Source organism: Streptomyces sp. NPDC044106 (assembly GCF_056433985.1).
The window spans coordinates 1-19,063 of the sequence record NZ_JBWKFZ010000037.1 but is presented as its reverse complement, the minus strand read 5'-3'; the positions used below and the strand labels follow the sequence as shown (position 1 = coordinate 19,063).

Annotated in this window: 30 protein-coding genes; 24 read left to right on the top strand and 6 right to left on the bottom strand. The window is 67.6% G+C overall.

All coding sequences use genetic code 11. From position 1 onward, the window contains the following. Positions 1-124: 124 nt before the first annotated feature. A complete protein-coding gene (locus AC07DI_RS37250; RefSeq protein WP_478909381.1) occupies positions 125-679 on the bottom strand; it encodes a hypothetical protein in 555 nt (184 codons plus the stop codon). Positions 680-1,093: 414 nt separating this feature from the next. On the opposite strand from AC07DI_RS37250, the gene AC07DI_RS37245 reads away from it, so the two are divergent. Further along, positions 1,094-1,555, top strand: a complete 462-nt coding sequence (locus tag AC07DI_RS37245; protein WP_478909379.1) for a Crp/Fnr family transcriptional regulator — start codon at positions 1,094-1,096, stop codon at positions 1,553-1,555. A 216-nt stretch (positions 1,556-1,771) separates the two neighbouring features. Here AC07DI_RS37245 and AC07DI_RS37240 read toward each other — a convergent pair whose 3' ends face one another. From AC07DI_RS37240 to AC07DI_RS37230, 3 genes are all read right to left on the bottom strand, one after another. Beyond that, a complete protein-coding gene (locus AC07DI_RS37240; protein WP_384252727.1) occupies positions 1,772-2,113 on the bottom strand; it encodes a hypothetical protein in 342 nt (113 codons plus the stop codon). 245 nt (positions 2,114-2,358) lie between these two features. Beyond that, positions 2,359-3,516: a helix-turn-helix transcriptional regulator gene (locus tag AC07DI_RS37235; RefSeq protein WP_478909378.1), complete on the bottom strand. Its 1,158-nt coding sequence runs from the start codon at positions 3,514-3,516 to the stop codon at positions 2,359-2,361. Positions 3,517-3,804: 288 nt separating this feature from the next. Beyond that, positions 3,805-4,389, bottom strand: coding sequence for a TetR/AcrR family transcriptional regulator (locus AC07DI_RS37230; RefSeq protein WP_478909376.1), 585 nt, complete (start codon positions 4,387-4,389; stop codon positions 3,805-3,807). A gap of 228 nt (positions 4,390-4,617) precedes the next feature. Between AC07DI_RS37230 and AC07DI_RS37225 the strand changes: the two genes are divergently transcribed. After that, entirely contained in the window at positions 4,618-5,613 is a 996-nt protein-coding gene (locus tag AC07DI_RS37225) for an alpha/beta fold hydrolase (protein WP_478909374.1), read from the top strand. Between the two features lie 131 nt (positions 5,614-5,744). Here AC07DI_RS37225 and AC07DI_RS37220 read toward each other — a convergent pair whose 3' ends face one another. Together AC07DI_RS37220 and AC07DI_RS37215 are read right to left on the bottom strand one after the other, a co-directional pair. Next, positions 5,745-7,217, bottom strand: coding sequence for an integrase (locus AC07DI_RS37220; protein ID WP_478909372.1), 1,473 nt, complete (start codon positions 7,215-7,217; stop codon positions 5,745-5,747). Between the two features lie 440 nt (positions 7,218-7,657). Next, the gene (locus AC07DI_RS37215) at positions 7,658-8,068 is read right to left on the bottom strand and encodes a hypothetical protein (RefSeq protein WP_478909370.1); all 411 of its coding nucleotides are present in this window, start codon (positions 8,066-8,068) and stop codon (positions 7,658-7,660) included. A 177-nt stretch (positions 8,069-8,245) separates the two neighbouring features. Between AC07DI_RS37215 and AC07DI_RS37210 the strand changes: the two genes are divergently transcribed. The 22 genes from AC07DI_RS37210 to AC07DI_RS37105 all read left to right on the top strand — a co-directional run. Next, the gene (locus AC07DI_RS37210; RefSeq protein WP_478909369.1) at positions 8,246-8,545 is read left to right on the top strand and encodes a helix-turn-helix domain-containing protein; all 300 of its coding nucleotides are present in this window, start codon (positions 8,246-8,248) and stop codon (positions 8,543-8,545) included. Further along, on the top strand, positions 8,496-8,774 hold the full coding sequence (locus tag AC07DI_RS37205) for a hypothetical protein (RefSeq protein WP_478909382.1): 279 nt from the start codon (positions 8,496-8,498) through the stop codon (positions 8,772-8,774). The genes AC07DI_RS37210 and AC07DI_RS37205 overlap by 50 nt, the downstream gene beginning before the upstream one ends. A 124-nt stretch (positions 8,775-8,898) precedes the next feature. Then, on the top strand, positions 8,899-9,267 hold the full coding sequence (locus AC07DI_RS37200) for a hypothetical protein (protein WP_478909367.1): 369 nt from the start codon (positions 8,899-8,901) through the stop codon (positions 9,265-9,267). Beyond that, positions 9,264-10,076 carry a BRO family protein gene (locus AC07DI_RS37195; protein WP_478909365.1) on the top strand — a complete coding sequence of 271 codons (813 nt, stop codon included), beginning with the start codon at positions 9,264-9,266 and terminating at the stop codon, positions 10,074-10,076. Before AC07DI_RS37200 ends, AC07DI_RS37195 begins: the two co-directional genes overlap by 4 nt. Beyond that, a complete protein-coding gene (locus tag AC07DI_RS37190; RefSeq protein WP_478909364.1) occupies positions 10,073-10,258 on the top strand; it encodes a hypothetical protein in 186 nt (61 codons plus the stop codon). Before AC07DI_RS37195 ends, AC07DI_RS37190 begins: the two co-directional genes overlap by 4 nt. Next, entirely contained in the window at positions 10,255-10,494 is a 240-nt protein-coding gene (locus tag AC07DI_RS37185) for a hypothetical protein (RefSeq protein ID WP_478909362.1), read from the top strand. The genes AC07DI_RS37190 and AC07DI_RS37185 overlap by 4 nt, the downstream gene beginning before the upstream one ends. Continuing rightward, positions 10,491-11,318 (top strand): hypothetical protein, encoded by an 828-nt coding sequence (locus AC07DI_RS37180; protein WP_478909360.1) that lies wholly within the window; start codon positions 10,491-10,493, stop codon positions 11,316-11,318. The genes AC07DI_RS37185 and AC07DI_RS37180 overlap by 4 nt, the downstream gene beginning before the upstream one ends. After that, positions 11,315-11,563, top strand: a complete 249-nt coding sequence (locus AC07DI_RS37175; protein ID WP_478909358.1) for a hypothetical protein — start codon at positions 11,315-11,317, stop codon at positions 11,561-11,563. The genes AC07DI_RS37180 and AC07DI_RS37175 overlap by 4 nt, the downstream gene beginning before the upstream one ends. Then, positions 11,563-11,868: a hypothetical protein gene (locus AC07DI_RS37170; protein WP_478909356.1), complete on the top strand. Its 306-nt coding sequence runs from the start codon at positions 11,563-11,565 to the stop codon at positions 11,866-11,868. Before AC07DI_RS37175 ends, AC07DI_RS37170 begins: the two co-directional genes overlap by 1 nt. Beyond that, complete coding sequence (locus AC07DI_RS37165; RefSeq protein ID WP_478909355.1) at positions 11,865-12,113, top strand: hypothetical protein; 249 nt, start codon at positions 11,865-11,867, stop codon at positions 12,111-12,113. Before AC07DI_RS37170 ends, AC07DI_RS37165 begins: the two co-directional genes overlap by 4 nt. Continuing rightward, positions 12,113-12,295 (top strand): hypothetical protein, encoded by a 183-nt coding sequence (locus tag AC07DI_RS37160; RefSeq protein WP_478909353.1) that lies wholly within the window; start codon positions 12,113-12,115, stop codon positions 12,293-12,295. Before AC07DI_RS37165 ends, AC07DI_RS37160 begins: the two co-directional genes overlap by 1 nt. Next, positions 12,292-12,519 (top strand): hypothetical protein, encoded by a 228-nt coding sequence (locus AC07DI_RS37155; protein WP_478909352.1) that lies wholly within the window; start codon positions 12,292-12,294, stop codon positions 12,517-12,519. The genes AC07DI_RS37160 and AC07DI_RS37155 overlap by 4 nt, the downstream gene beginning before the upstream one ends. After that, entirely contained in the window at positions 12,507-12,725 is a 219-nt protein-coding gene (locus AC07DI_RS37150) for a hypothetical protein (RefSeq protein WP_478909350.1), read from the top strand. Before AC07DI_RS37155 ends, AC07DI_RS37150 begins: the two co-directional genes overlap by 13 nt. Beyond that, a complete protein-coding gene (locus tag AC07DI_RS37145) occupies positions 12,722-12,844 on the top strand; it encodes a hypothetical protein (RefSeq protein WP_478909348.1) in 123 nt (40 codons plus the stop codon). Before AC07DI_RS37150 ends, AC07DI_RS37145 begins: the two co-directional genes overlap by 4 nt. Then, positions 12,841-13,188, top strand: coding sequence for a hypothetical protein (locus tag AC07DI_RS37140; protein WP_478909346.1), 348 nt, complete (start codon positions 12,841-12,843; stop codon positions 13,186-13,188). Before AC07DI_RS37145 ends, AC07DI_RS37140 begins: the two co-directional genes overlap by 4 nt. Then, a complete protein-coding gene (locus AC07DI_RS37135) occupies positions 13,185-13,676 on the top strand; it encodes a hypothetical protein (RefSeq protein ID WP_478909345.1) in 492 nt (163 codons plus the stop codon). Before AC07DI_RS37140 ends, AC07DI_RS37135 begins: the two co-directional genes overlap by 4 nt. A gap of 1 nt (position 13,677) precedes the next feature. Then, positions 13,678-14,667, top strand: a complete 990-nt coding sequence (locus AC07DI_RS37130) for a hypothetical protein (protein WP_478909343.1) — start codon at positions 13,678-13,680, stop codon at positions 14,665-14,667. Next, entirely contained in the window at positions 14,664-15,902 is a 1,239-nt protein-coding gene (locus AC07DI_RS37125; protein ID WP_478909341.1) for an N-6 DNA methylase, read from the top strand. The genes AC07DI_RS37130 and AC07DI_RS37125 overlap by 4 nt, the downstream gene beginning before the upstream one ends. A gap of 111 nt (positions 15,903-16,013) precedes the next feature. After that, positions 16,014-16,556, top strand: coding sequence for a hypothetical protein (locus AC07DI_RS37120; protein WP_478909340.1), 543 nt, complete (start codon positions 16,014-16,016; stop codon positions 16,554-16,556). Positions 16,557-16,628: 72 nt separating this feature from the next. After that, a complete protein-coding gene (locus AC07DI_RS37115; RefSeq protein ID WP_478909339.1) occupies positions 16,629-17,321 on the top strand; it encodes a VWA domain-containing protein in 693 nt (230 codons plus the stop codon). A 134-nt stretch (positions 17,322-17,455) separates the two neighbouring features. Next, a complete protein-coding gene (locus AC07DI_RS37110) occupies positions 17,456-18,463 on the top strand; it encodes a YqaJ viral recombinase family nuclease (RefSeq protein ID WP_478909337.1) in 1,008 nt (335 codons plus the stop codon). After that, a partial coding sequence (locus AC07DI_RS37105; RefSeq protein ID WP_478909335.1) for a recombinase RecT occupies positions 18,460-19,063 on the top strand: 604 nt, incomplete at its 3' end. The genes AC07DI_RS37110 and AC07DI_RS37105, both read left to right, overlap by 4 nt.

Here is a 19,063-nt window from a genome sequence, read left to right as displayed (position 1 = left end):
AGCACGGCCCATTCATCATCGGAGAGTTCATGACGGCGCACCACGGCAAACATGATCCATCACGCAAGACGATCTTTGAAGACGCCCCCTAGGGCTGATCGAGCCCGGAACGTTGTAGTTGGAGCTACTTCCACAAGGTCCTGATCGGGGCAAGAACCACATCCGCACTTTTGCTTGCGGCGAAATATATCATCCATGGCCCTTTATGTTTCTGAATGGGAGATCCCACTGCGTAACCCAGAGTGTTCTCTTCTCCATCTACGCACAGCCAGCTTATCCGCTTCCCGGCGATGTCTCCGGTGGCCCCTCCCATGGTGATGCAGTGCATGTAATTCTTCGGGCTGTCCGGATTCTGAACTTCCAGTGCCCACGGCTGTATTTGTTCGTGCGCTTTGGGGGAGAGGGTCGGCATGGACTTCGGTTTGACGAGTGTGGCTTCGCGGCTCCATGGCGTGCCGGGGCACACTGCGTCCTTCTCCCGGGCCCAGCAGGGATCCAGCACTTGCGAATGCGAGAAACATCGCAGCGTGGACGGATCGCTGCTCAGGAACCCGTCGATGCACTCACCGGAGGCGCGTTTCGTGCTGGCGTATATGGGCTTCAGCTTCTCGTCGATTTCAAAGGGACGGAAATATCGAATGTTCGTCTCTTCGATCTTTGGCGGCTTGTCCCCGTCCATCCATGTGTTGACCACCCGATCCGCAACGCCTGTAACGATCGTTGTCAGGAGTGCAACGGCGACTGAAGCGACAGAAGCGACCCAGATGGCTATGCGCGACTGGCGAGGTGGGTGTGGCCTGACTTCTCTGCTGCGCGTAGGGCGGCGGGGCACAGTGCCATCTTTCCGCATTGTTGCCCGGAAGGAAATGACGTTGCCAAGTGGCCACCTGGACCATGCCGGTGCAGCAGCGCTGAACGCACGCGACACTTCGGCCTGAGCGGCCCCGAATATGGCCGCTTGGCCCCTGCCCCGCCTCCGCCCGGGCCCCGAGCCTGGGAACGTAGGCAATCACCCCTCGGCCCGGGAGGACGACATGACGACCGGTGCAACCACGGCAGTGCGGAGCGAGGCGGCGGACAAGGAGACACGGCGATGAGCAGTACGACCACGCTGAGCGCTCTTCCCACCGAGCACCGCGAGCGTTTGATGCGCATCGCGCGTGACGCGTCGTTCCCGGCAGGGACCCGCATTTTCGATGAGGGTGGTCGCGCCGACCGTTTCTGGATCATCCGCACCGGATCCGTCGTCCTCGACATGCACGTACCCGGCCACCGGCTCACGTCGATCGAGACGCTGGGGCGCGATGAACTCCTCGGCTGGTCCTGGCTGTTCCCGCCCTACATCTGGCAGCTCGGCGCGGTGGCCCAGAGCCCCGTGCGGGCGGCCGAGTTCGACGCCCCGGCGGTGCGCCTCATGTGCGAGGAAGACCCGGCCCTCGGCACGGTCGTCGGCCACTGGGTGGGCCGGGTCCTGGCTCACCGCCTCCGGGTGGCCAGGGTCCGCCTCCTCGACCTGTACGCACCGGACGACCGCGAAAGCGGTGCGGGAGATTGACGGGCCTCCCGGTTCCGTACCGGGTCGCCGCTCGCCACTTGCCGCTCGCCACTTGCCACTCGCCGCTCGCCGCTCGCCGGGCGCAGTCGCCGGACCCGACAGCGCTTCGCCCGGAGCCGGTCGGTGAGCTCGCGCCTCCCTTCGCGCCGGGAGTGTGGGAAGAACGCGGGCGCGGGTGGTACGCCCATGAAGGGAATGCCATCCGGCCCGCAGCCGTCAGGCCAGATAGACGCTGGCGCGAAGGAGAAGGTCCTCGTCCCAGTCGACCTCCCCACGGAGCATCATGTAGCCGTTGAAAGGAACGACGTTGTAGGTGTGCACGGTTGCGTCCCCCAGGAACGGGGTGTTGCTGCCGGGCGAGCACTCGGTGAGGGACACGAACAGCAGGCTCCCGGGTACGACAGGAATGTCGATCCGCTTGTTGAAGATGCGGCTCGCCCTGAAGAAGGCCGTCCACCACGCTCCCGAGGCGGAGACCTCCGCCTCGGGGACCCGCTCCGCCTTGATCGCGGTCACCGCATCGGTCCCGGTCACCTGTTCCGGCCTTTTGGATGTCATCTCGCTCTTCTCCTTCAGGGCAGAACCGCCCATGGTCCGCGGCGCGTTGGTGTGCACGCCATGCGGCGTACGTGCGCCTTGTGACCGAGAGTGGGCCAGGCGACGGAGCGGGAGTACCCCTGACATTGGGGGATTGCGGGAGGGCCCACGCCGCACGCCGCGCGCCGGGCGGCTGTACGCAGGCCGCTCGGAGCAATCAGGTCGGATGACGGTGTCGCATGCCGGGGCCCAGGGGGACCCGGGGGTCACAACGAGTGGTTCAGAAGGGCCATGAGTTCGTCTCGCCCACGAACTCGCGTCTTGCGGAAGATCGTCTTCAGGTAGTCGTTGACGGTGAAGGGGCTGATGCCCAGCTCCGCGGCCACCTGCCGGCAGGTGCGGGCCTGTGCGAAGTGCTCGACGACTTGACGTTCGCGGGGAGTGAGCTGGTACCAGGCGGCGAACGCGGGCATCAGGAGGCCACCGGTGGCGGCCTGTACGACGACGGCCGTTCCGTCGCCGCTCCCGGGCGCCTGCTTCGGCATCGGTTCCGCCCCCCGGCCACGGGGGCCTGCCCGCTCCCGGCGCGGTTCGGTGCCGTACGGGCCGAGAGGCTGTGCGTGCAGCGCGACCCAGCGTCCGGCATGCGTCGCAGGCACGCAGACCACCGGCCGCTCACGGGGCCGGGCACTCACGGCTGAGCCCCCCTCACTGGCCAGGGCGACCGCCGACCAGTCAGGAGAGGACAGCCATTCGGACACGCCCGCCGCCCTCAACTCCCCGAGCCACTCCCGGGCCTCGGCGGTGATGCCGCGCACCGTGTGGTCGGCGCCCACCAGGATGACGCCGGGCCGCGGGGGCGGCTTCGCCGGCAGTGACCGGCCTGCCTGTACGTAGGAGCGAAGTCCGGCGATGAGCGCCGGTGCGAGCGCCATGAGCCGGTCCGCGTCCTGGACCGCGAAGGGGCGCCTGCCGCTTTCGCGGAACAGGCACAGCACGCCCCAGGTGTACCGGCGATCGCGCAGCAGCAGCCGCAACTCGCAACCGGCGCCGTGCTCCTGGAGGATCCCGCGCGTGCGCACCGCTGCGGTCGGCACGATGGAGGAGCCTTCCGGTACGCACTCCGGGGCAGCGCATGCCATCGCGATCGGTACTCGCTGCCGGGCGAGGTCCACCGGGCGCATCGGATCGTCGCCCCAGTAGCAGTTGAGCATGACCGCGCGGGCCAGATCGCACGGATAGCGGTGCCAGAAGCCGAAGGAAATCGTTCCGGTGCAGGGATTGAGCCCCACCAAGTTCATCGCCTCGTGCGGTACGGACGATGCGACCTCACGGGAGATCAGTTCCCCCACGGCGTCCCGGTCCAACGGCTTCCGTACGGCGGCCGCGAGACGACGTGAGACTTGGTCCGGATACCTGACCACGACCTCAAGCGTAGAACCCGCTCAGCACGCGCGCAGCCACTCCGGCTGACGGCGGCGTTGGTCACCGGACCGGGACGCCCGTCAGGCCCAGGTGGACCTGTTCGTGCAGCGGTGGTTCACCGGGGCGTACAGCGAAGCGGTCGACCCGAAGGTTGCACACCTGATGGGCAAGGGGCGCTGCCGTCCACGCGGCAACGTCCACGCGGCGATGCCCACGCGTGACGCTCAGGCGAGGAGTGTCGGCGCTCGCTGTGGGTCAGGGGGAGGAGCAGGTCACATGCCAGCTCGCTACGCGCGCAATGCCTGCGACAGTGCGTCAACGCTCACGCCCACGACGGCCCGGAGCTGCGCCGGGCTCGCCCCGGCCCTGCTCATGACGGCGAGCGACTGGTTCACAGCCGCCACGTGTACGGCGAAGGCCTCGGCGTCCTGGTCGGTCAGCCGGCCGGTCTGCAACGCGGCGCACAGGCGCAGGCGTTGGAAGCCGAGCGCCTGCTTGGTGTGCGCTGCGACGCGCGGGCTCAGCACCGGAATTGCCATGGCTGACTGGGCGATCAGGCATCCATCAGGCAGTTCGGGATCGGCGATGCGCTCGAGGGTGACGTCGAAGAACGCACGGACGGCGGCAACGGGATCCGAGGCCGCGGACGACAGGGCGGCGTCGTACATCTCGCCGTAGCGTGCGGCGTAGAGATCCAGGCAGCGCAGGAAGAGCGTGTCCTTGCCGCCGAGGGAGGAGTAGATGGAACTGCGGTTCAGGCCGGTCGCCCGGGACAAATCGTCCAGTGAGGTGTCGGCGTAACCGGCGCGCCAGAACTGGATCATCGCGGCGTCGAGCACCGTGTCCATGTCGAACTGCTTCTTGCCTGCCACGCGGGTACTTCCTTGCCGATGCGTCGATGGTTCGGGCTGTGGTTCGGACTGTGGTCCGCACTATTCTATCTTGAACTGATCAGTTCAAGATGTGTTAGCCTCCGAGCGCGGTCATGGCCAGGGCTGTCGCGTGCTTCGCGGCCGAGCGAGAAGCGCACCGCCTGGTCGCAGTCACCGCCGTCAGCTGCACCCTCCCAACCGCACGCCTGAGACCGACGGAGGATCCCCGTGACCGGCCCGACAACCAGCACTCCGCACATCTCCGAGAACAACCCCATCCGCGACCTCCCCCTGCAGCATCTGGCCGGATTCACTCACCGCTGGGTCGACGCGGACGGCGTCCGCCTGCATGCCGTCGAAGGCGGAGAACCGAACGGCCCGGCCGTCGTCCTGCTCGCCGGATTCCCGCAGACCTGGTGGGCCTGGCGAAAGGTGATGCCCAGCCTCACCCACCGGTTCCGCGTCATCGCGATCGACCTGCCGGGGCAGGGCCACTCCGAGCGCCCGGAGTGCGGCTACGACACGCACACGGTCGCCGCGCACGTCCACGTCGCCGTGCAGGCTCTCGGAGTGTCGACCTACACCCTGATCGCCCACGACATCGGCGCCTGGGTCGCCTTCTCCCTCGCCCTCAACTTCGAGAGCCATCTGCGCGGGGTCGCTCTGCTCGACGCCGGAATTCCGGGCATCACGCTCCCGGAGGTGATTCCCACCGACCCGGGCCGAGCGTGGAAGACCTGGCATTTCGCGTTCCACACCGTGCCCGAGCTGCCCGAGACGCTGCTTGCCGGCCGCGAACGCGAGTATGTCGGCTGGTTTTTGAAGGTGAAGGCCCTGTCTCCCGACACGTTCGACGCCGCGGAGCTCGACCACTACGCGGCGGCCTTCGCCGTCGACGGCGGCCTGCGCGCTTCCCTCGCGTACTACCGAGACGCCGCGGAGTCGGCGCGCAAGAACCGCGAGGCGCTCGAGCGGCGGCACCTGAGCGTGCCCATCCTCGGAATCTCCAGCAGCCACGGCTCCATTCCGGACATGGCCGCCTCCCTCAGCCCATGGGCCGACCACACCACCGGAGTCGTCGTGCCCGACGCCGGCCACTTCATCCCTGACGAGCAACCCGACGCTGTCGTTGCCGCGATAACGGACTTCATCGGGGCCGTGGCTACTCAGTCGGACACGCAACGAGTGCCGGTGGACCGGGATGAGGCCCACGACCTGCCGTAACCGATGACCGGTATCACCCGCACCGTTTATCGGATTGGTATCGAGGGATCATGTCCTCACAGCGTCACACGCTGAGCGTCCCTTGATCCAACCGGCCCAACTGGGAAACCAATGGGAAACGAGAGCGGCACTCAAGTCCCATCCCGGCGCTGCCGCAACACCCGCATACGCGCCTTCGCAACCGTCTCCGCCGATACATCCGGCCTCACCTTACGCACCTCCGCCAGGACAGGGCCCTGCCCTCCAGTGCCCGCCTTCATCGCCTCCCGCACCAGGGCCGCCACCGACGTAGCCGCAGGCACCGGAACCGCACCTCGCTGCTCCGGAACCCGAGCCCTGTACGCCTCCCAGCGCCGCTGCAACGCCGCCGCGGCAGTACGCTCCATCGTCGGCGTCAGATTGCTGTACGTGCCCTCAACGCCCCGCAACTCGTGACCCATCCGGCTCTCAACCACGTACCGCTGCTGGCCGTCTTCATCGAGCCACTCCTTGTGGCCGTGACGGATCAGGTACATGCGCTTGCCCCGGAACGAAGGAACCGCGTCGATCGCCGGCCGCGGCCTGACGACTCGCGGCCCCTCGCGGGCGTCACAGCCATCGGCGATGGGACGCCAATAATTCTTGTTGAAGGACAGCCGCGCCAGGCAGCCCCCCTGAACGCCCACAAACACCCACTGGCTGTCATGGCTGGCGAGGAGCTTCTCCAACATGTCGGCCAGGAACGCGGGGATCGCCAGCGTGCGGTACGAGTCGTACTTCGGAGCGGTGAAGACGAGCCCGCTGTCCTCGTACTGAATCTGCCGTTCGACCCGGATCGCGGGGATCAGATCGCCGCCGGCGCCGTAGCGCTCCATGTCCTCGTCGTAACGCTCGCAGGCGTCACCGTCGGGGCGGGGATCGGGGCGGGGGTCGCTGCCGGGCCACGCCGGGTAGCAGTAATCGCGTGTCAGCCCGAACAGCTCGCCAGGACGCATGCCGGTAAACGCCATCGTCCAGATGAAGACATAGCCCGAGTAGCCGAACACGATTTCAGCGTTACGGGCGAGGTGATCCACCACCTCGATCGGCATGTCCTTCTTCCGCTCGCGCGGAGCCTTCTTGTACTTGCCGCGCTTACGCTTCCGCTCCACCGGCGACGTCTTGCGGTGCCCGGCGGCGACCGCATCGTCCATGACCATGCCGAGAACTTTCATCACGCTGCTGCGGCTGTTCTCCGCGCGGAGCACCTTCTGCAGGTGCTTCTTGAACGCCCGGATGTCCAGGATGCCGACGTCGCCGACGGCTTTACGGCCGAGGACGGCGCGGATGTGATTGGTTGCCCACCGGTAGTGGACGATCGAGTTGTAACGGAGGTCCAGCGAGTTGATCCAGTCGTCAAGCCACTGCGACATCAGGACCGTGCCGTCCTTGTTGGAGACGTGCAGCCCGTGCCGGATTTCGTAGAGCTGGTCCTGACCATGCTTCAGGGCGGTGTCTTCATCGAGGAATCCGCCTTGGGATTCGAACCGCTTACGCCCGCTGCTGTGGTATTCGCCGGTCCACCACTTCACACGGCAGGTGCCCCCGCGCCACTCCGTGTAGACGTCCTGGCTTCGTCGCGCCATCTGAGTGCAGCCCCTCACCGTGATCCGACGCGGGGGCCTGGCAGGTACCCCTACCGCCTAGGCTCCGCGTCACCATGATGCCGTCAGCTCGGACTGCCGATGGGGCAGTTGCGGCAAGAGCCGCAGTCCACCCCGAGCTCACGCAGGTTCTGGCGCATCGAGTTCCGGACGCGCCTGTTTACTTGTGGAGGGACAACGCACACGATCTTGTCCTGGACTTTGATCGCGATGCCAGCGAAGCCCGGCCCGTAGTCAGCTATGACCGCATCTCTGTACATGGCTCCCCCAACTCGGGCTAGCAGGAGCCTCCAAGGGATTCTGCCCTGTCGACTCTGCCACGCCTGGGGCCACTTGGGGCCACCTACGCCCCAGTACGGATGCCGGAAATCAGTAACAGATCCATCAAAGCAAATGGTTGTACGTCTTTCGGGTGAACTTCCCTAGATCACGCCGATTCTTTTCAGGTCCTGCACTACGCGATTGCTCAGGGCTCGGATCTCGTCCGCCGAGAGACCTGTCGTCGCGACGGACGCCAGCTGCACGATGTTCCGAACGTCCTCGTCCAACGCTTCTCGCGGGACGAGCGTTGTCACGGAGCCGGGTTCCCCCTCGACGTCCTTGACGGGCATCGGGCCGTGACCCTCCAGGACGGCGGCGCAGCTTCCCGGAGCCCACCGCAGCGCCTTGTCGATCTTGACATAGGTGCCGTCGCGGACGCTGTGGCTCTCTTCGACGCGCTGCCATGTGTCCTTGGAGACGCCGGCGGCTTTGGCGGCGGCCAAGCGTGAGGGGTAGAGAGCGAGCCGGCGGGTCTTCACGGCAGTGGCGAGTCGCCCGAGGTCTGTCGACATAGCCCCATCTTGGCAGGGCCAGCCAGGGCCAGACAGGGCCGGGGCCACCTAAGGCTGAATCTTTGACCTGCACTGATGTGCTGTCGGCGATCTAAGGCTAGCTGGATCTAGAAAATGAAGCCCTAAACAGCCGAACTAGGGCTAGACGTGAAGGCTACCTAGGTCTAACTTCTAGTCATGCACCAACCCCCAACCACCTACACGGTGAACGGCCGCAAGGTCCGTGATCTGCGTAAGGCGGCGGGCGTCGAAGTCGCCGACCTGGCAGAGACCGCAGGCATAAGCCGCCGCTACCTCAGCCACATCGAGAACGGCACCCGCACCCGCATGAGACCCGAGCGCTACCAGCGGCTGCGAACGGCCCTGGGGGCGAACCAGACAGAGATCTTGGCCCCACCCGAGACCCCACCCCAGAAGGAGCACACCGGTGCCCAGCGAGAAGTACCTCCGATACGGCCGCCCCAAGCCGCCGGATGACCCCAACCAGGAGTACATGAGCGTCCAGGAGACGGCTTACGTCCTGAAGTGCAGCGTCGACACCGTGCGCCGCCGCATCAAGGGCCTCGGTATCGAGTCGAAGCCCGGCCGCAGCGTTGTCACGTCGAGGCGGGACCGCCAGCGCATCCACGAGTTCGGCCGCAAGAACGCCAAGGAGCAGGACAAGGTCCGCGCCCTCAAGGCCGCCCAGCTCCGAACCGCCGCCTAGGGCGGTATGCGGCCCCAACCGCCGGGCTCTCACACACCGGCAGCCGGGGCCTACGAGGAACTCCCTCACCTGCACTTACCTGCAAGAGAAAGGGCACCCCGTGCCTCAATCATCACAGACCGCATTGACGCCAGAGCATCTCGCCGAGATCAAGGACTTGCTCAAGTACGAGTCGTCCATCGCGTTCTACAGCCACCGGGCCAAGGAATCCATGCTCCTGCTGGTCGCCGAAGCCGAGGAGGCCGCTCGCCTGCGGTTCCGTCTTGCCGAGCTGGGCGAGCAGGGCCCAGGCGAGCGGGAGACGGTCGCCGAGGCCGCGCAGATGTACCGCAGCCTTCGGGCGGTCATCGAGCGCACCATGGCGGAACCGGATCGCTGGGACGGCGATGAGGACGAGTCGTTCCACCTCGCCCGCTACGTGGAGTGGCTGGCGGCGGGCCAGCCGGGTGGCGACGAGCCCGACACCTCCTCCTCCGAGGCGGGTGCATCATGACAACGCCTCTCGTCTTCACCTTCCCGGAGACCGCGCAGCACGTGCGGTCTGTGATGATCGACGGCACACCGTGGTTCGTCGCCAAGGACGTGACCGACGTACTCGGCCTCGCCAACGGCCGTGACGCCGTGGGCCGCCTGCCAGAGCGCATGAAGAGTTCCGTCGCCATCGCCGACGGAACCCCCGGCAACCCGAACAAGACCCTCGTTCGCGAGTTCGGCATCTACCGCCTGATCATGCGCAGCAACCTCCCGGCGGCTGAGCGCTTCCAGGACTGGCTCGCAGAAGAGGTCATTCCCTCCCTGCGCACGACCGGTTCGTACTCGATCGAGCCTGTCGCCCCGAGTCTCCCGCAGGACTACGAGGAGGCGCTGGTCGCTCTGCTCGGCCAGGTCCGGGAGACGAAAGCGTTGACGGCGAAGGTCGCCGAACTGGAGCCCGCAGCCCAGTCGTGGAACGTCCTCGCGGCGGCCGAGGGGGACTTCGCGGTGGGTGACGCGGCGAAGATCCTTTCCCGTGACCCGCAGATCAAGCTGGGCCGCAACCGCCTGTTCACCGTGTTCGCTGACTACCGCTGGACGTACCGGCAGGTCGGCGACAACCGGGTGCGGGCGATGCAGGCGGCGATCGAGTCGGGCCGCCTGTCGGAAATACCCATGTCGCACTATCACCCCAGGTCGGGAGAGCTGGTGCTGGATGCCCCGCAGCTGCGGGTGACGGTCAAGGGCCTGCACGAGCTGCACAAGCGGCTCGGCGGCACGGCCGCGGTGCAGATCCCGACCGTTCCGGCGCCGGGTGGTGCGTCATGAGCGACTTGACTCCGGAGCTGATCGCTGACGTCGAGGAGTCCTTCCTTGGCTTCTGGGACGACACGGTCATGGACATCGTGCGCCAGCCCTACACCGCCGGTGCGATCACCGCTTATGCCTGGCGCGACGGCGGCTCCCACATCCCGTCCGACGACTCCGAGTTCGGCGGTGGCGACCGATGAACATCCCCACCTTCCTGTCCGCTCTCACCGGCGGCGACCTGCCCGCGGATGCGGTGAGCGAGGAGCGGTGTCTGAAGCCTCCGATCGGCTGCGGTGAGCCGCTGGTCGACGAGGACGGTGACGCCCGCGTCTTCTGGAACGCCGACGAGGCTGCCCGCTATCAGGCGGAGTGGCGGATCAGCGGGCTGTGCCCGAACTGCCAGGACAGCCTCGACGACGAGGAGCGTGCGTCATGACCGACCATCTGTCGCCGCAGCGCGAAGCCGAGATCGCTTCTCAGCTCGAAACGCAGTGCCCCGACCTCGACCCGTTCTGGATTGAGCAGCGGAAAGAGGCCCTTGCATCCAGGGGTACCGTCGCCGATCCGTCGGCGTGCGGCACCTGCCGGGGCAATGTCGAGCGGGACGAGCCGGTCGAGCACGAGGAGTGCACCCAGAGGGCCACGATCCTGAAGGCCCCCGACCATCCCTCGTATGAGCTGCTTGCCGGTTTCTCACTGGCAGCCAACGAGCAGCTACCCGCCCGTTTCCACGTTCCGGTCTTCGACGACTGCGGCCAGCCCAACCTCTGGCTGTGTGCTGTGTGCCAGGAAGAGGGCACCGTCGTGCAGTGGCCGTGCGCAACGGCCATGAAGTACGGCACGAAGGTCTTCACCCCGGAGCATGTCGCGGAGACCGCGCAGGCCGAGCTGGTTGCCGAAGCTGACCGACTGCGTGCCGAGTTGGCTGCGGTCCGCGCCGAACGCGACGAGGCGCAGCTCCGCGTCGACGAGGTCGAGCGCAGGTACACCTTCGACACCGCCGACCTGCGCCGCACCGTCGATCACCACCGGGACAGCAAGGAGCGCTGGCGTAAGCGGGCTCGTGAAGCCGAGGCCCTGGTGCGCGACCTTCAGCGACCGATCGTCGAGAAGTACCGCATGGGAGTCCGTAGCAGCTTCACCGCCTTGATCTCCGAAGCCGAGCAGGCCCGCGAACACGAGGGCGCCGCCCGACTCGCCCAGGAGCTCGACAGGACCGAGGCCAAGTGGCGGCGCGACGACGAGGAGGACCTGTCATGACGGCGAACCCGATCGAGCGCCTGGACGTACCGCTCGCGCAGGTCGAGGCCGAGGCTGCGTGCATCACGCTCCGGCAGGCGGCTCAGTGCACGCACTCCCCGTCGGACCGGATCGCCTACGGGCTCGACGAGCAGCTCGTCACGCATCCCGACGCACCCGTGTCGACGGATGACTCGTATCCGGGATGGGCCGAGCACATCGCCGCCCTTGCCGCCAGCAACAAGCAGCCCAGGGAGGGATCCTGATGCGCGCCTATGACTTCTGGACCGAGACTGGCACAGCCGATTTCAGCCCGTACTCCATCGCCACCTTGACCCTGCGGCCGAGCAGTGACGCGACGGCCAACGAGTTGCAGATGCTGTTCCCGAGCGCGATGTCAGTGGACAAGCAGCTAGTAGTCGCCGACCGTGTGCTGCGCCAGGTGACGCAGTGGCGCGACGGTATCGCCGAGGCTGCCGACCGGCATCGCGCCGCCACTGACGAGCTGGCTGAGGCCCGCGACGAGATCGAGCGCCTGAAGGCTGAGCTTGGCGGCGGTGACGAGTCATGACTGCTCGCATCCTCGGCCCGATCACCGTCGCCCTCGACGACGGCCCGGTCCGTACCCGCTACGACCGTGATCCGGACGGCAAGCAGCGCGCCACGCTGATCATCGGCGAAGGCAGCCACGAGATCGGTATCACCGTGACCGGCAGCAGCCCCGAACTCCTCGACCTCCTCGCCGACCGGGTCGCTGAACTCCGCGACTGGTCCGCCCTTCAGGAGCGGATCAAGCACCTGCCGGAGGTGGCGTGATGGCCACCGTGCTCAGCCGCCCACTGGCGGACCGTGAGGAAGACGCGCTCGTCGACGTCTACCGCGACGCACACCGCGCGTTCGGCGCCGACGAGGTCTTGTGGACCGCCGCTCAGTGGGATGCCGTCCGCATCGCGCTGGCGACCGTGCATGCCGAGTTCGAGCAGGAGGCGGCGTCGTGACCGCGATCCTCCCGGAGCAGCCGCCGACTGTCCTCGACGAGCTGCCGCCCATGCCCGAGTCGGCGCCGCCGGTGATCCTGCCCGGTCTCCTCTCCGCCGTCGGTCTCACCGAACGCCGCGTCCCCGCCTGGATCACCGACCCGGACACGATCCAGTCGATCCTCGACGGCCACTACCAGATCCCCGACGACCTCCATCCGCAGGAGGCGTCGTGCACGGACTGAACGCCCGCCAGACGCGGCTCCTCGAGGAACTGAAGGCCTGGGGCGCCGAGGTCACTACTGGCCGCGTTCACGCCCTGAACCGCGACCTCGGCGCCCCGAAGCGGACCACCGCCCGCCGCGACATCGCCGACCTCCACCGTCGGGGACTGCTCGCCCCGGCCCGCAGCGAAGGCTCCTACCTCCTCACCAGGAAGGCCACGCGATGAACCCGCACGCCTGGCTGTTCTTCACCGTCCTTGCCGCGCAGGTGAACGCCACAGCCGTCCTCGCGCAGGTCCACCACATCCGCGCCACCGCCGACCGCACCCCGGGGAGCCACCGATGAGCATGCCCGACCCCGTTCTCCGCCCCTCGCCTGACTGCCGACGCGACACGGTGGCCCGACTGGAGGCCGAGCTCCGCCAGTACAAGGACATTGCCGCCCGCCAGGACGAGCGGCTCCGGGCCCTGCAGACCGCGAATGAGGGCGCCTACCGCGACCAGTACGACGCCGCAGGCGGCCCCCACCTCTGCAAGAGCAACCCATTCGGCGAGCCTGCCCCTACACCCGACTTCGCCAGCTACGAGGAGGCCTCGGACTGGCTCGACGCCCGCATCCGAACCGAACCCGACCCGGTTCGACGAGCAGCCTGGCGCGACCTCCGGAACATCCGCCGGGGGGACGCATGAGCTTCGCATCTCGCATCCCGGGTCTCGGGGACCGCGGCAAACACGCCCCCACCGTGGTGATCGCGCGGCTTGCGAAGGAAGCCAACAAGCTGACCTGCAAGCTGATCGCCCTCACCACCGAAATAGACGGCCTGACCGCGGAACGCACCGGCCTCGAGCAGCAGCTCGACACCGTCAACATCGACCTGTCCAGCGCCCTCGACGAACTCGCTGCCACCCGCAAGCTGGCTCGGCACCTGGAAGCGCTCGTCCTCCTCCGCGACCGGCAGATCGACGACCTGACACGCAAGGTCGACGTCGGCGTGAAAGCCGAGCACATCATCGCCAAGACGCAGGAGATCGACACCCGAAAGGTGCGGGCCGCGATCACCCCGATCCCCCTCCACTTGGCGCCGCTCGCTGCCAGCGCCGACCCCGGCCATACCCGGCAGGCCAGCTGGGGCGTCGACGACACGCAGCCGCTGAAGACCGTGAAGGGAGTGGTGTGACGTGGCCGAGTACACCCTCTACTTCAACCACCTCAACGGCGACACCAACATCGGCCCGCGAACCGTCGAAGGCCACTGCGCAGCCGATCTCGCACAGGCCGTTCACCGTCACGCCCGCGGCTACCTCGGGTCTCGGAGCGTCGACATCCACCTCGACGAGAACACCCTCACCGGCAGCGTGACGCGCAACGGCATCACCGCGGGCAAGTTCACCCTCACCGCTGTCGAGACCACCGCGGCAGCGCCGACCGCACTACCCGATGAGGTCCGCCACGGCTACACGCTTGCCGACATCAACCGCCTCACCAACCTGACCCTCCACCTCGACCGCTGGTACAACGCCGGGGACATCGCCGAACGCCACGACGCCATCTGGTTCGCCATCGTCGAACGGCTACTCACCAGCGACACCAGGCCGAGCAGGGCCGCACTCCTGAAGGCCGGCACCGAAGCCTCCGACACGCTGATGCGAGACGAGATGCGGACCCACGGCCGATGCACTCTCAACATCGGCAACCCGATGCCGATGTTCTACCGGTACTGGAATCCGTCACACACGCCGTCCCCGGAATCGCGGGTCGTTGACCGGCAGGCCCTGGCGCAGATTTTGCCCCTGCTGCGGCCAAGCGAACAGCGCGCCCTGACAGCCCTGGCGGCCACCGGTGACTACGAGAAGGCAGCCGCAGCCATAGGCGTCACCAAGAGCACGTTCCACGTGCTGATCTCCACTGCGCGCCGACGGTTCCTCGCATCGTGGCACGAGCACGAGACGCCCTCGCGGATCTGGCGAACCGACCGGCGTGTCCGGTCACGCAACGGCCGCGACCACCTTGGCCGTCAACGGCTCACCGCGGCGCAAGTGGACGCGTATCGGGAGCGGTACTACGCCGGGGAGACCCTGCGGGTCCTGGCGGGCGAGTGCGGACTGAGTGACACAGGGCTGTCCCGGCTGATCAGCGGCCAGTCGAAGCCCGCCGAGGCCGCCGCATGAACACCCAAGCGCTGCAGGCCCTCGCCTGCGAACTCCCGACAACGGACCACCAGCAGCTGATGCGCCTGGCCGTCAACCAGGTGGCCGACGCCCGCGGGCTGCGTGCACCGTGGCCCGTCGACCTGCCGCAGACAACCCTCGACCGGTTGGCCAAACGCATCAACGATCTCGGCGACCTGGCCACGTGGGGGGCTGGCGAACTCGGTGCACTCCACCAGGAGTTGCTGTCAGGGGCGGCCAGGGAAGCCGCGGGAGCCTGGTACACCCCGGCTCGCGCCGCCCAATTCATCACCCTCGCCGCCATGTCCACGTTCCCCGGCCTGAAACTCAGCGACGACCCGGGCGAGGCACTCGCCGTGACCGTCGTCGACCCGGCCTGTGGTGGTGGCGTGTTCCTCGTAGCGGCAGCCCGTGAACTTGCCCGCCGCCACGTTGCACTCATGTACCGCACCCAAACCCCGGCGGAACTGACCATGCAAATGGTGCTGCCGGAAGTCATGCGTAACTGCGTCTTCGGCATGGACCTCGACCCGGTCGGCGTCGACCTGGCGAAGACCGCCTGCTGGTTTGCCTGCAACGGGCGGCCCACCATCGACTGGCTCGACAACAACATCACGACCGGTGACACGCTGGCCGGACACCTGCCCCCGGGCCTGGTCCCCCGCTTGGCCGCCCCTGACCCGTTGGCGATCGTGGGAAACCCGCCGTTCCGCGACAAGGCCAAAGGCGCGGCCCCGTGGATCGAAGCCCGCCGCCCCGGCCCCCGGAAGCCACGCACCCCGGACGAGCTTCTGCGTCCGTCCTTGGACGAGTTCAGGGCCCCCGGCAACGGACGAGTGGAGTACGCGCTGTCCAACCTCCATGTGTATTTCTGGCGCTGGGCCACCTGGCGGGCATTCGAAACCAGACTGCACACATCCACGGTGGCGTTCCTGAGCACCGCAGCGTGGCTCGTCAGCCCGGCCTTTGACGGGATGAGGGCGTACTTGCGCGCCGCCGCAGACGAGGGCTGGGTCATCGACCTGACCTCCGAAGGCAAGCAGCCCCCGGTGAAAACCCGGCTCTTCCCCGGCGTCTCCCAACCCTTGTGCATCGGGATCTTCACCCGCCACGACGGACCACAACCCGACAGTGCCGCGCACGTGCGGCATGCCGCGGTCCACGGCTCCCAGGAAGAGAAGTACCGAGCTCTTGATGGGCTCGCGACGTTCGGACCTCGGGAGGTCGCCGCCTAGACCGGCCGGGCCGCCGGATGCCACCGGCCAGCGAGCCCGGCCACCAACGCACAAACCCCCGAGCGCTAGAGACGCCCGGGGATCCGACACCAGCATCCCACGGAGGAACCCGTGACCGCCGAAACCACCGACTACACGATGATCGTCCACGGTCAGCAGAAGTACACCGTCCCCGGCGCCGTACAGGCCGCGCCCGGCCTGGTCGTCTTCCGGATGCCGAACATGCAGTCGCTGAACAGCCCGGCGCGCTGGCGGATCGGCCACCACGAAGGCCTCGCCATCGCCGAAGCGATGTGCCGCGAGAACGCCTTCAAGGGCGTGCAGATCCTCGTCCACTCCGGCATCGACTGGACGAAGGACTGCGCCACCATCAAAGAGACGATCACCGACAAGACGGCCCGCGACCTGTACACGAAGCTCAGCTACGTCTGGTGCGACGAGCCCGGCAGCAACTACATGCCCGGCGACGTCTCCCGCAACGGCACCTACACCGACGCCGACATCGACGAGGCGGCGCGCGAAGCCAAGGCGGACGACCTCAACGCCGCCGACATCCTCGTCGCCATGTCGCACACCGTGCCGTGGATGGGCCTCGACACCAACGACTTCAACGAAGCCCACGACCGCATCGTCACCGCGGCAGGGGCCGCCTGACCGCCCACTCAAGCGCCCCGCCGACTGAATCGGCGGGGCACCCACCACCAGCATCTCAGGAGAGATCACCCGATGGGAATCTTCAACAAGACCGCCACCGCCCCCACTCCCGCCAGCATGGTCGACCTCACGAAGAAGGCCGCCGTCTCCCTGCAGAAAGCCGGACTGTCTGGGCAGCGAGCCGCCGTCTACCTGGTCCTCGACCACTCCGGCAGCATGCAGTCGTTCTACCGCAACGGCGACGTGCAACGGCTCGCCGAGCAGGCGCTGGGACTCTCAGCGAACCTCGACGACGACGGCACCGTCCCCGTCGTCTACTTCGGCAGCCAGGCCTCCGACCCATTCGACGTGACCATCGGCGACCACGACGGGATCATCGCCCGCACCCACCCGACCGTGCCGTGGGGCAGCACCAACTACGTCGACGCCATGGACTCCGTGGTCGCCCACTACAGGCAGTCCGGCGCCACCGAGCCCGCCCTCGTCATCTTCCAGACCGACGGGTCACCGGACGACGCCAGGTCGGTCGAGCAGGCCCTGCGCTCCTACTCGAAGGGGCCGATCTTCTGGTCCTTCGTCGGCTTCGGCGGCCGGGTCTCGTTCCTGGAGAAGCTTGATGACCTGCAGGGTCGGGCCGTCGACAACGCCAGCTTCTTCCACGCCGCCAACCCACGGGCCGTTTCCGACGAGCAGCTGTACGACGGCATCACCCACGAGTACGCCGGCTGGATCAACGCCGCCCGCGCCCTTGGCATTGCCCCGTAGCGCCCGGCCACCACACCACCCATAGCCCGCCGCGTCGAGCAGCCGGCCAGCTCCGCGGCATCCCAGGGCCAGGCCCCCGCACACCCCCCGTCGGGGGCCTGGCCCGCCCACCAGCACACCCTGAACGGAGTCACATGAGCACCGAAAGCACCACAAGGCAGACTGCGCCACTGGCGTTCCCGACCGGGGCGGTCGTCGTCCTAGACGCGGACGCGCCCCGGGAGGAGTGGCACGCCATCCGCCGCACCGGACTCGGCGGCAGCGACCTCCCCGCCATCTGCGGCCTCAACCCCTACACGAGCCCGCTGGAGATCTGGCTGCGGAAGACCGGTCAGCCCGTACCCCGCCGCGACGACCCGGTCCTTGACGAGGCCGCCCTCATGGGGCACGCCCTCGAACCGATCACCGCCACCCGGTTCACCGCCATCACCGGCCTCATCGCCGAACAGCACCCCGGCACCCTGCGCCACCCCGACATCGCGCACGCCATCGTCAACCTGGACCGCACCACCGAGGAAGAGGGGCAGACCGGCGTCGTCGAGCTTAAGTCTCGGTCCAGCTACGCCCTCAACGACTGGCTGGACGACGTCCCCGTCGACGTCCAGGTGCAGGTCCAGTGGCAGCTCGCCGTCACCGGCTGGTCGTTCGGCTACACCGCCGCCCTCATCGGCGGGCAGCGCACCCTCGTCCACCGCGTGGAACGAGACGAGCAGATGATCGCCCACCTGCTGGCCATTGCCGACGAGTTCTGGGGCTGGGTCCAGACCGGGCAGCAGCCGCCCATCGACGGCTCACAGGCCACCGGGCAGCTCCTCGACCGGCTCCATGCCAACCCCACCGAGACGGACGTCATCGGCGACGCCGCCGAAGTCGAGAAGTGGCTGACGATCCGCGCCACCGCCAAGGAGCAGGCAGCCGCCGCAGACATCGCGATCACCGACGCCGACAACCACCTGAAGGCCATCGCCGGCAACGGCACCGACGTGTACGTGCGCGGTGAGCTCGCCTACACGTGGCGCCCCCGTAAAGGCCAGATCGCCTGGAAGAAGGCGGCCCTCGCTCTCGATCCTGACATCGACCCCGAGCCGTACCGCGGCCAGTCGACCCGCGCCCTCAACATCTGCAAGGAGAACGCCGCGTGAGCACCGAAGCCCGTAACGCCGTCGCCCGCCGAGCCGAGAACGTCGGCCAGGTCGAGCAGGCCGGCGAACAGCAGCTGCCGACTCTGGCGCAGCAGATCGAGCGCATGAAGCCCGAGCTTGCCCGCGCCCTGCCCAAGCACATGGACGCGGACCGCATGGCCCGGCTCGCGCTGACGCTGATCCGCAAGACCCCGGACCTGGCGAACTGCAGCACCCCGTCGTTCCTGGGCGCGCTCATGACCTGCGCGCAGCTGGGCTTCGAGCCGGGCTCCCCGACGCAGGAGGCGTTCATCGTCCCCTACAAGGGGGAGGCCTCGTTCCAGCTCGGCTACCAGGGCATGGTGACGCTGTTCTACCAGCACCCCATGGCGTCGTCGGTCAAGGTCGAGACTGTCCGCGAGAACGACTACTTCGAGCACGAGGAAGGCCTCGAAGAGCGGCTCGTTCACCGCCCCTGCCAGACAGGGCCTCGCGGCAAGGCCGTCGCCTACTACTCCGTGGCCCGACTAGGAGCTGTCCTGGCGATCACCCGTAGGGTGCCTCGGTGGTACTTTGCCCGGAAGTCGTGGGAGGGGTGGGTAGGTCGGTGGATAGGGAGTT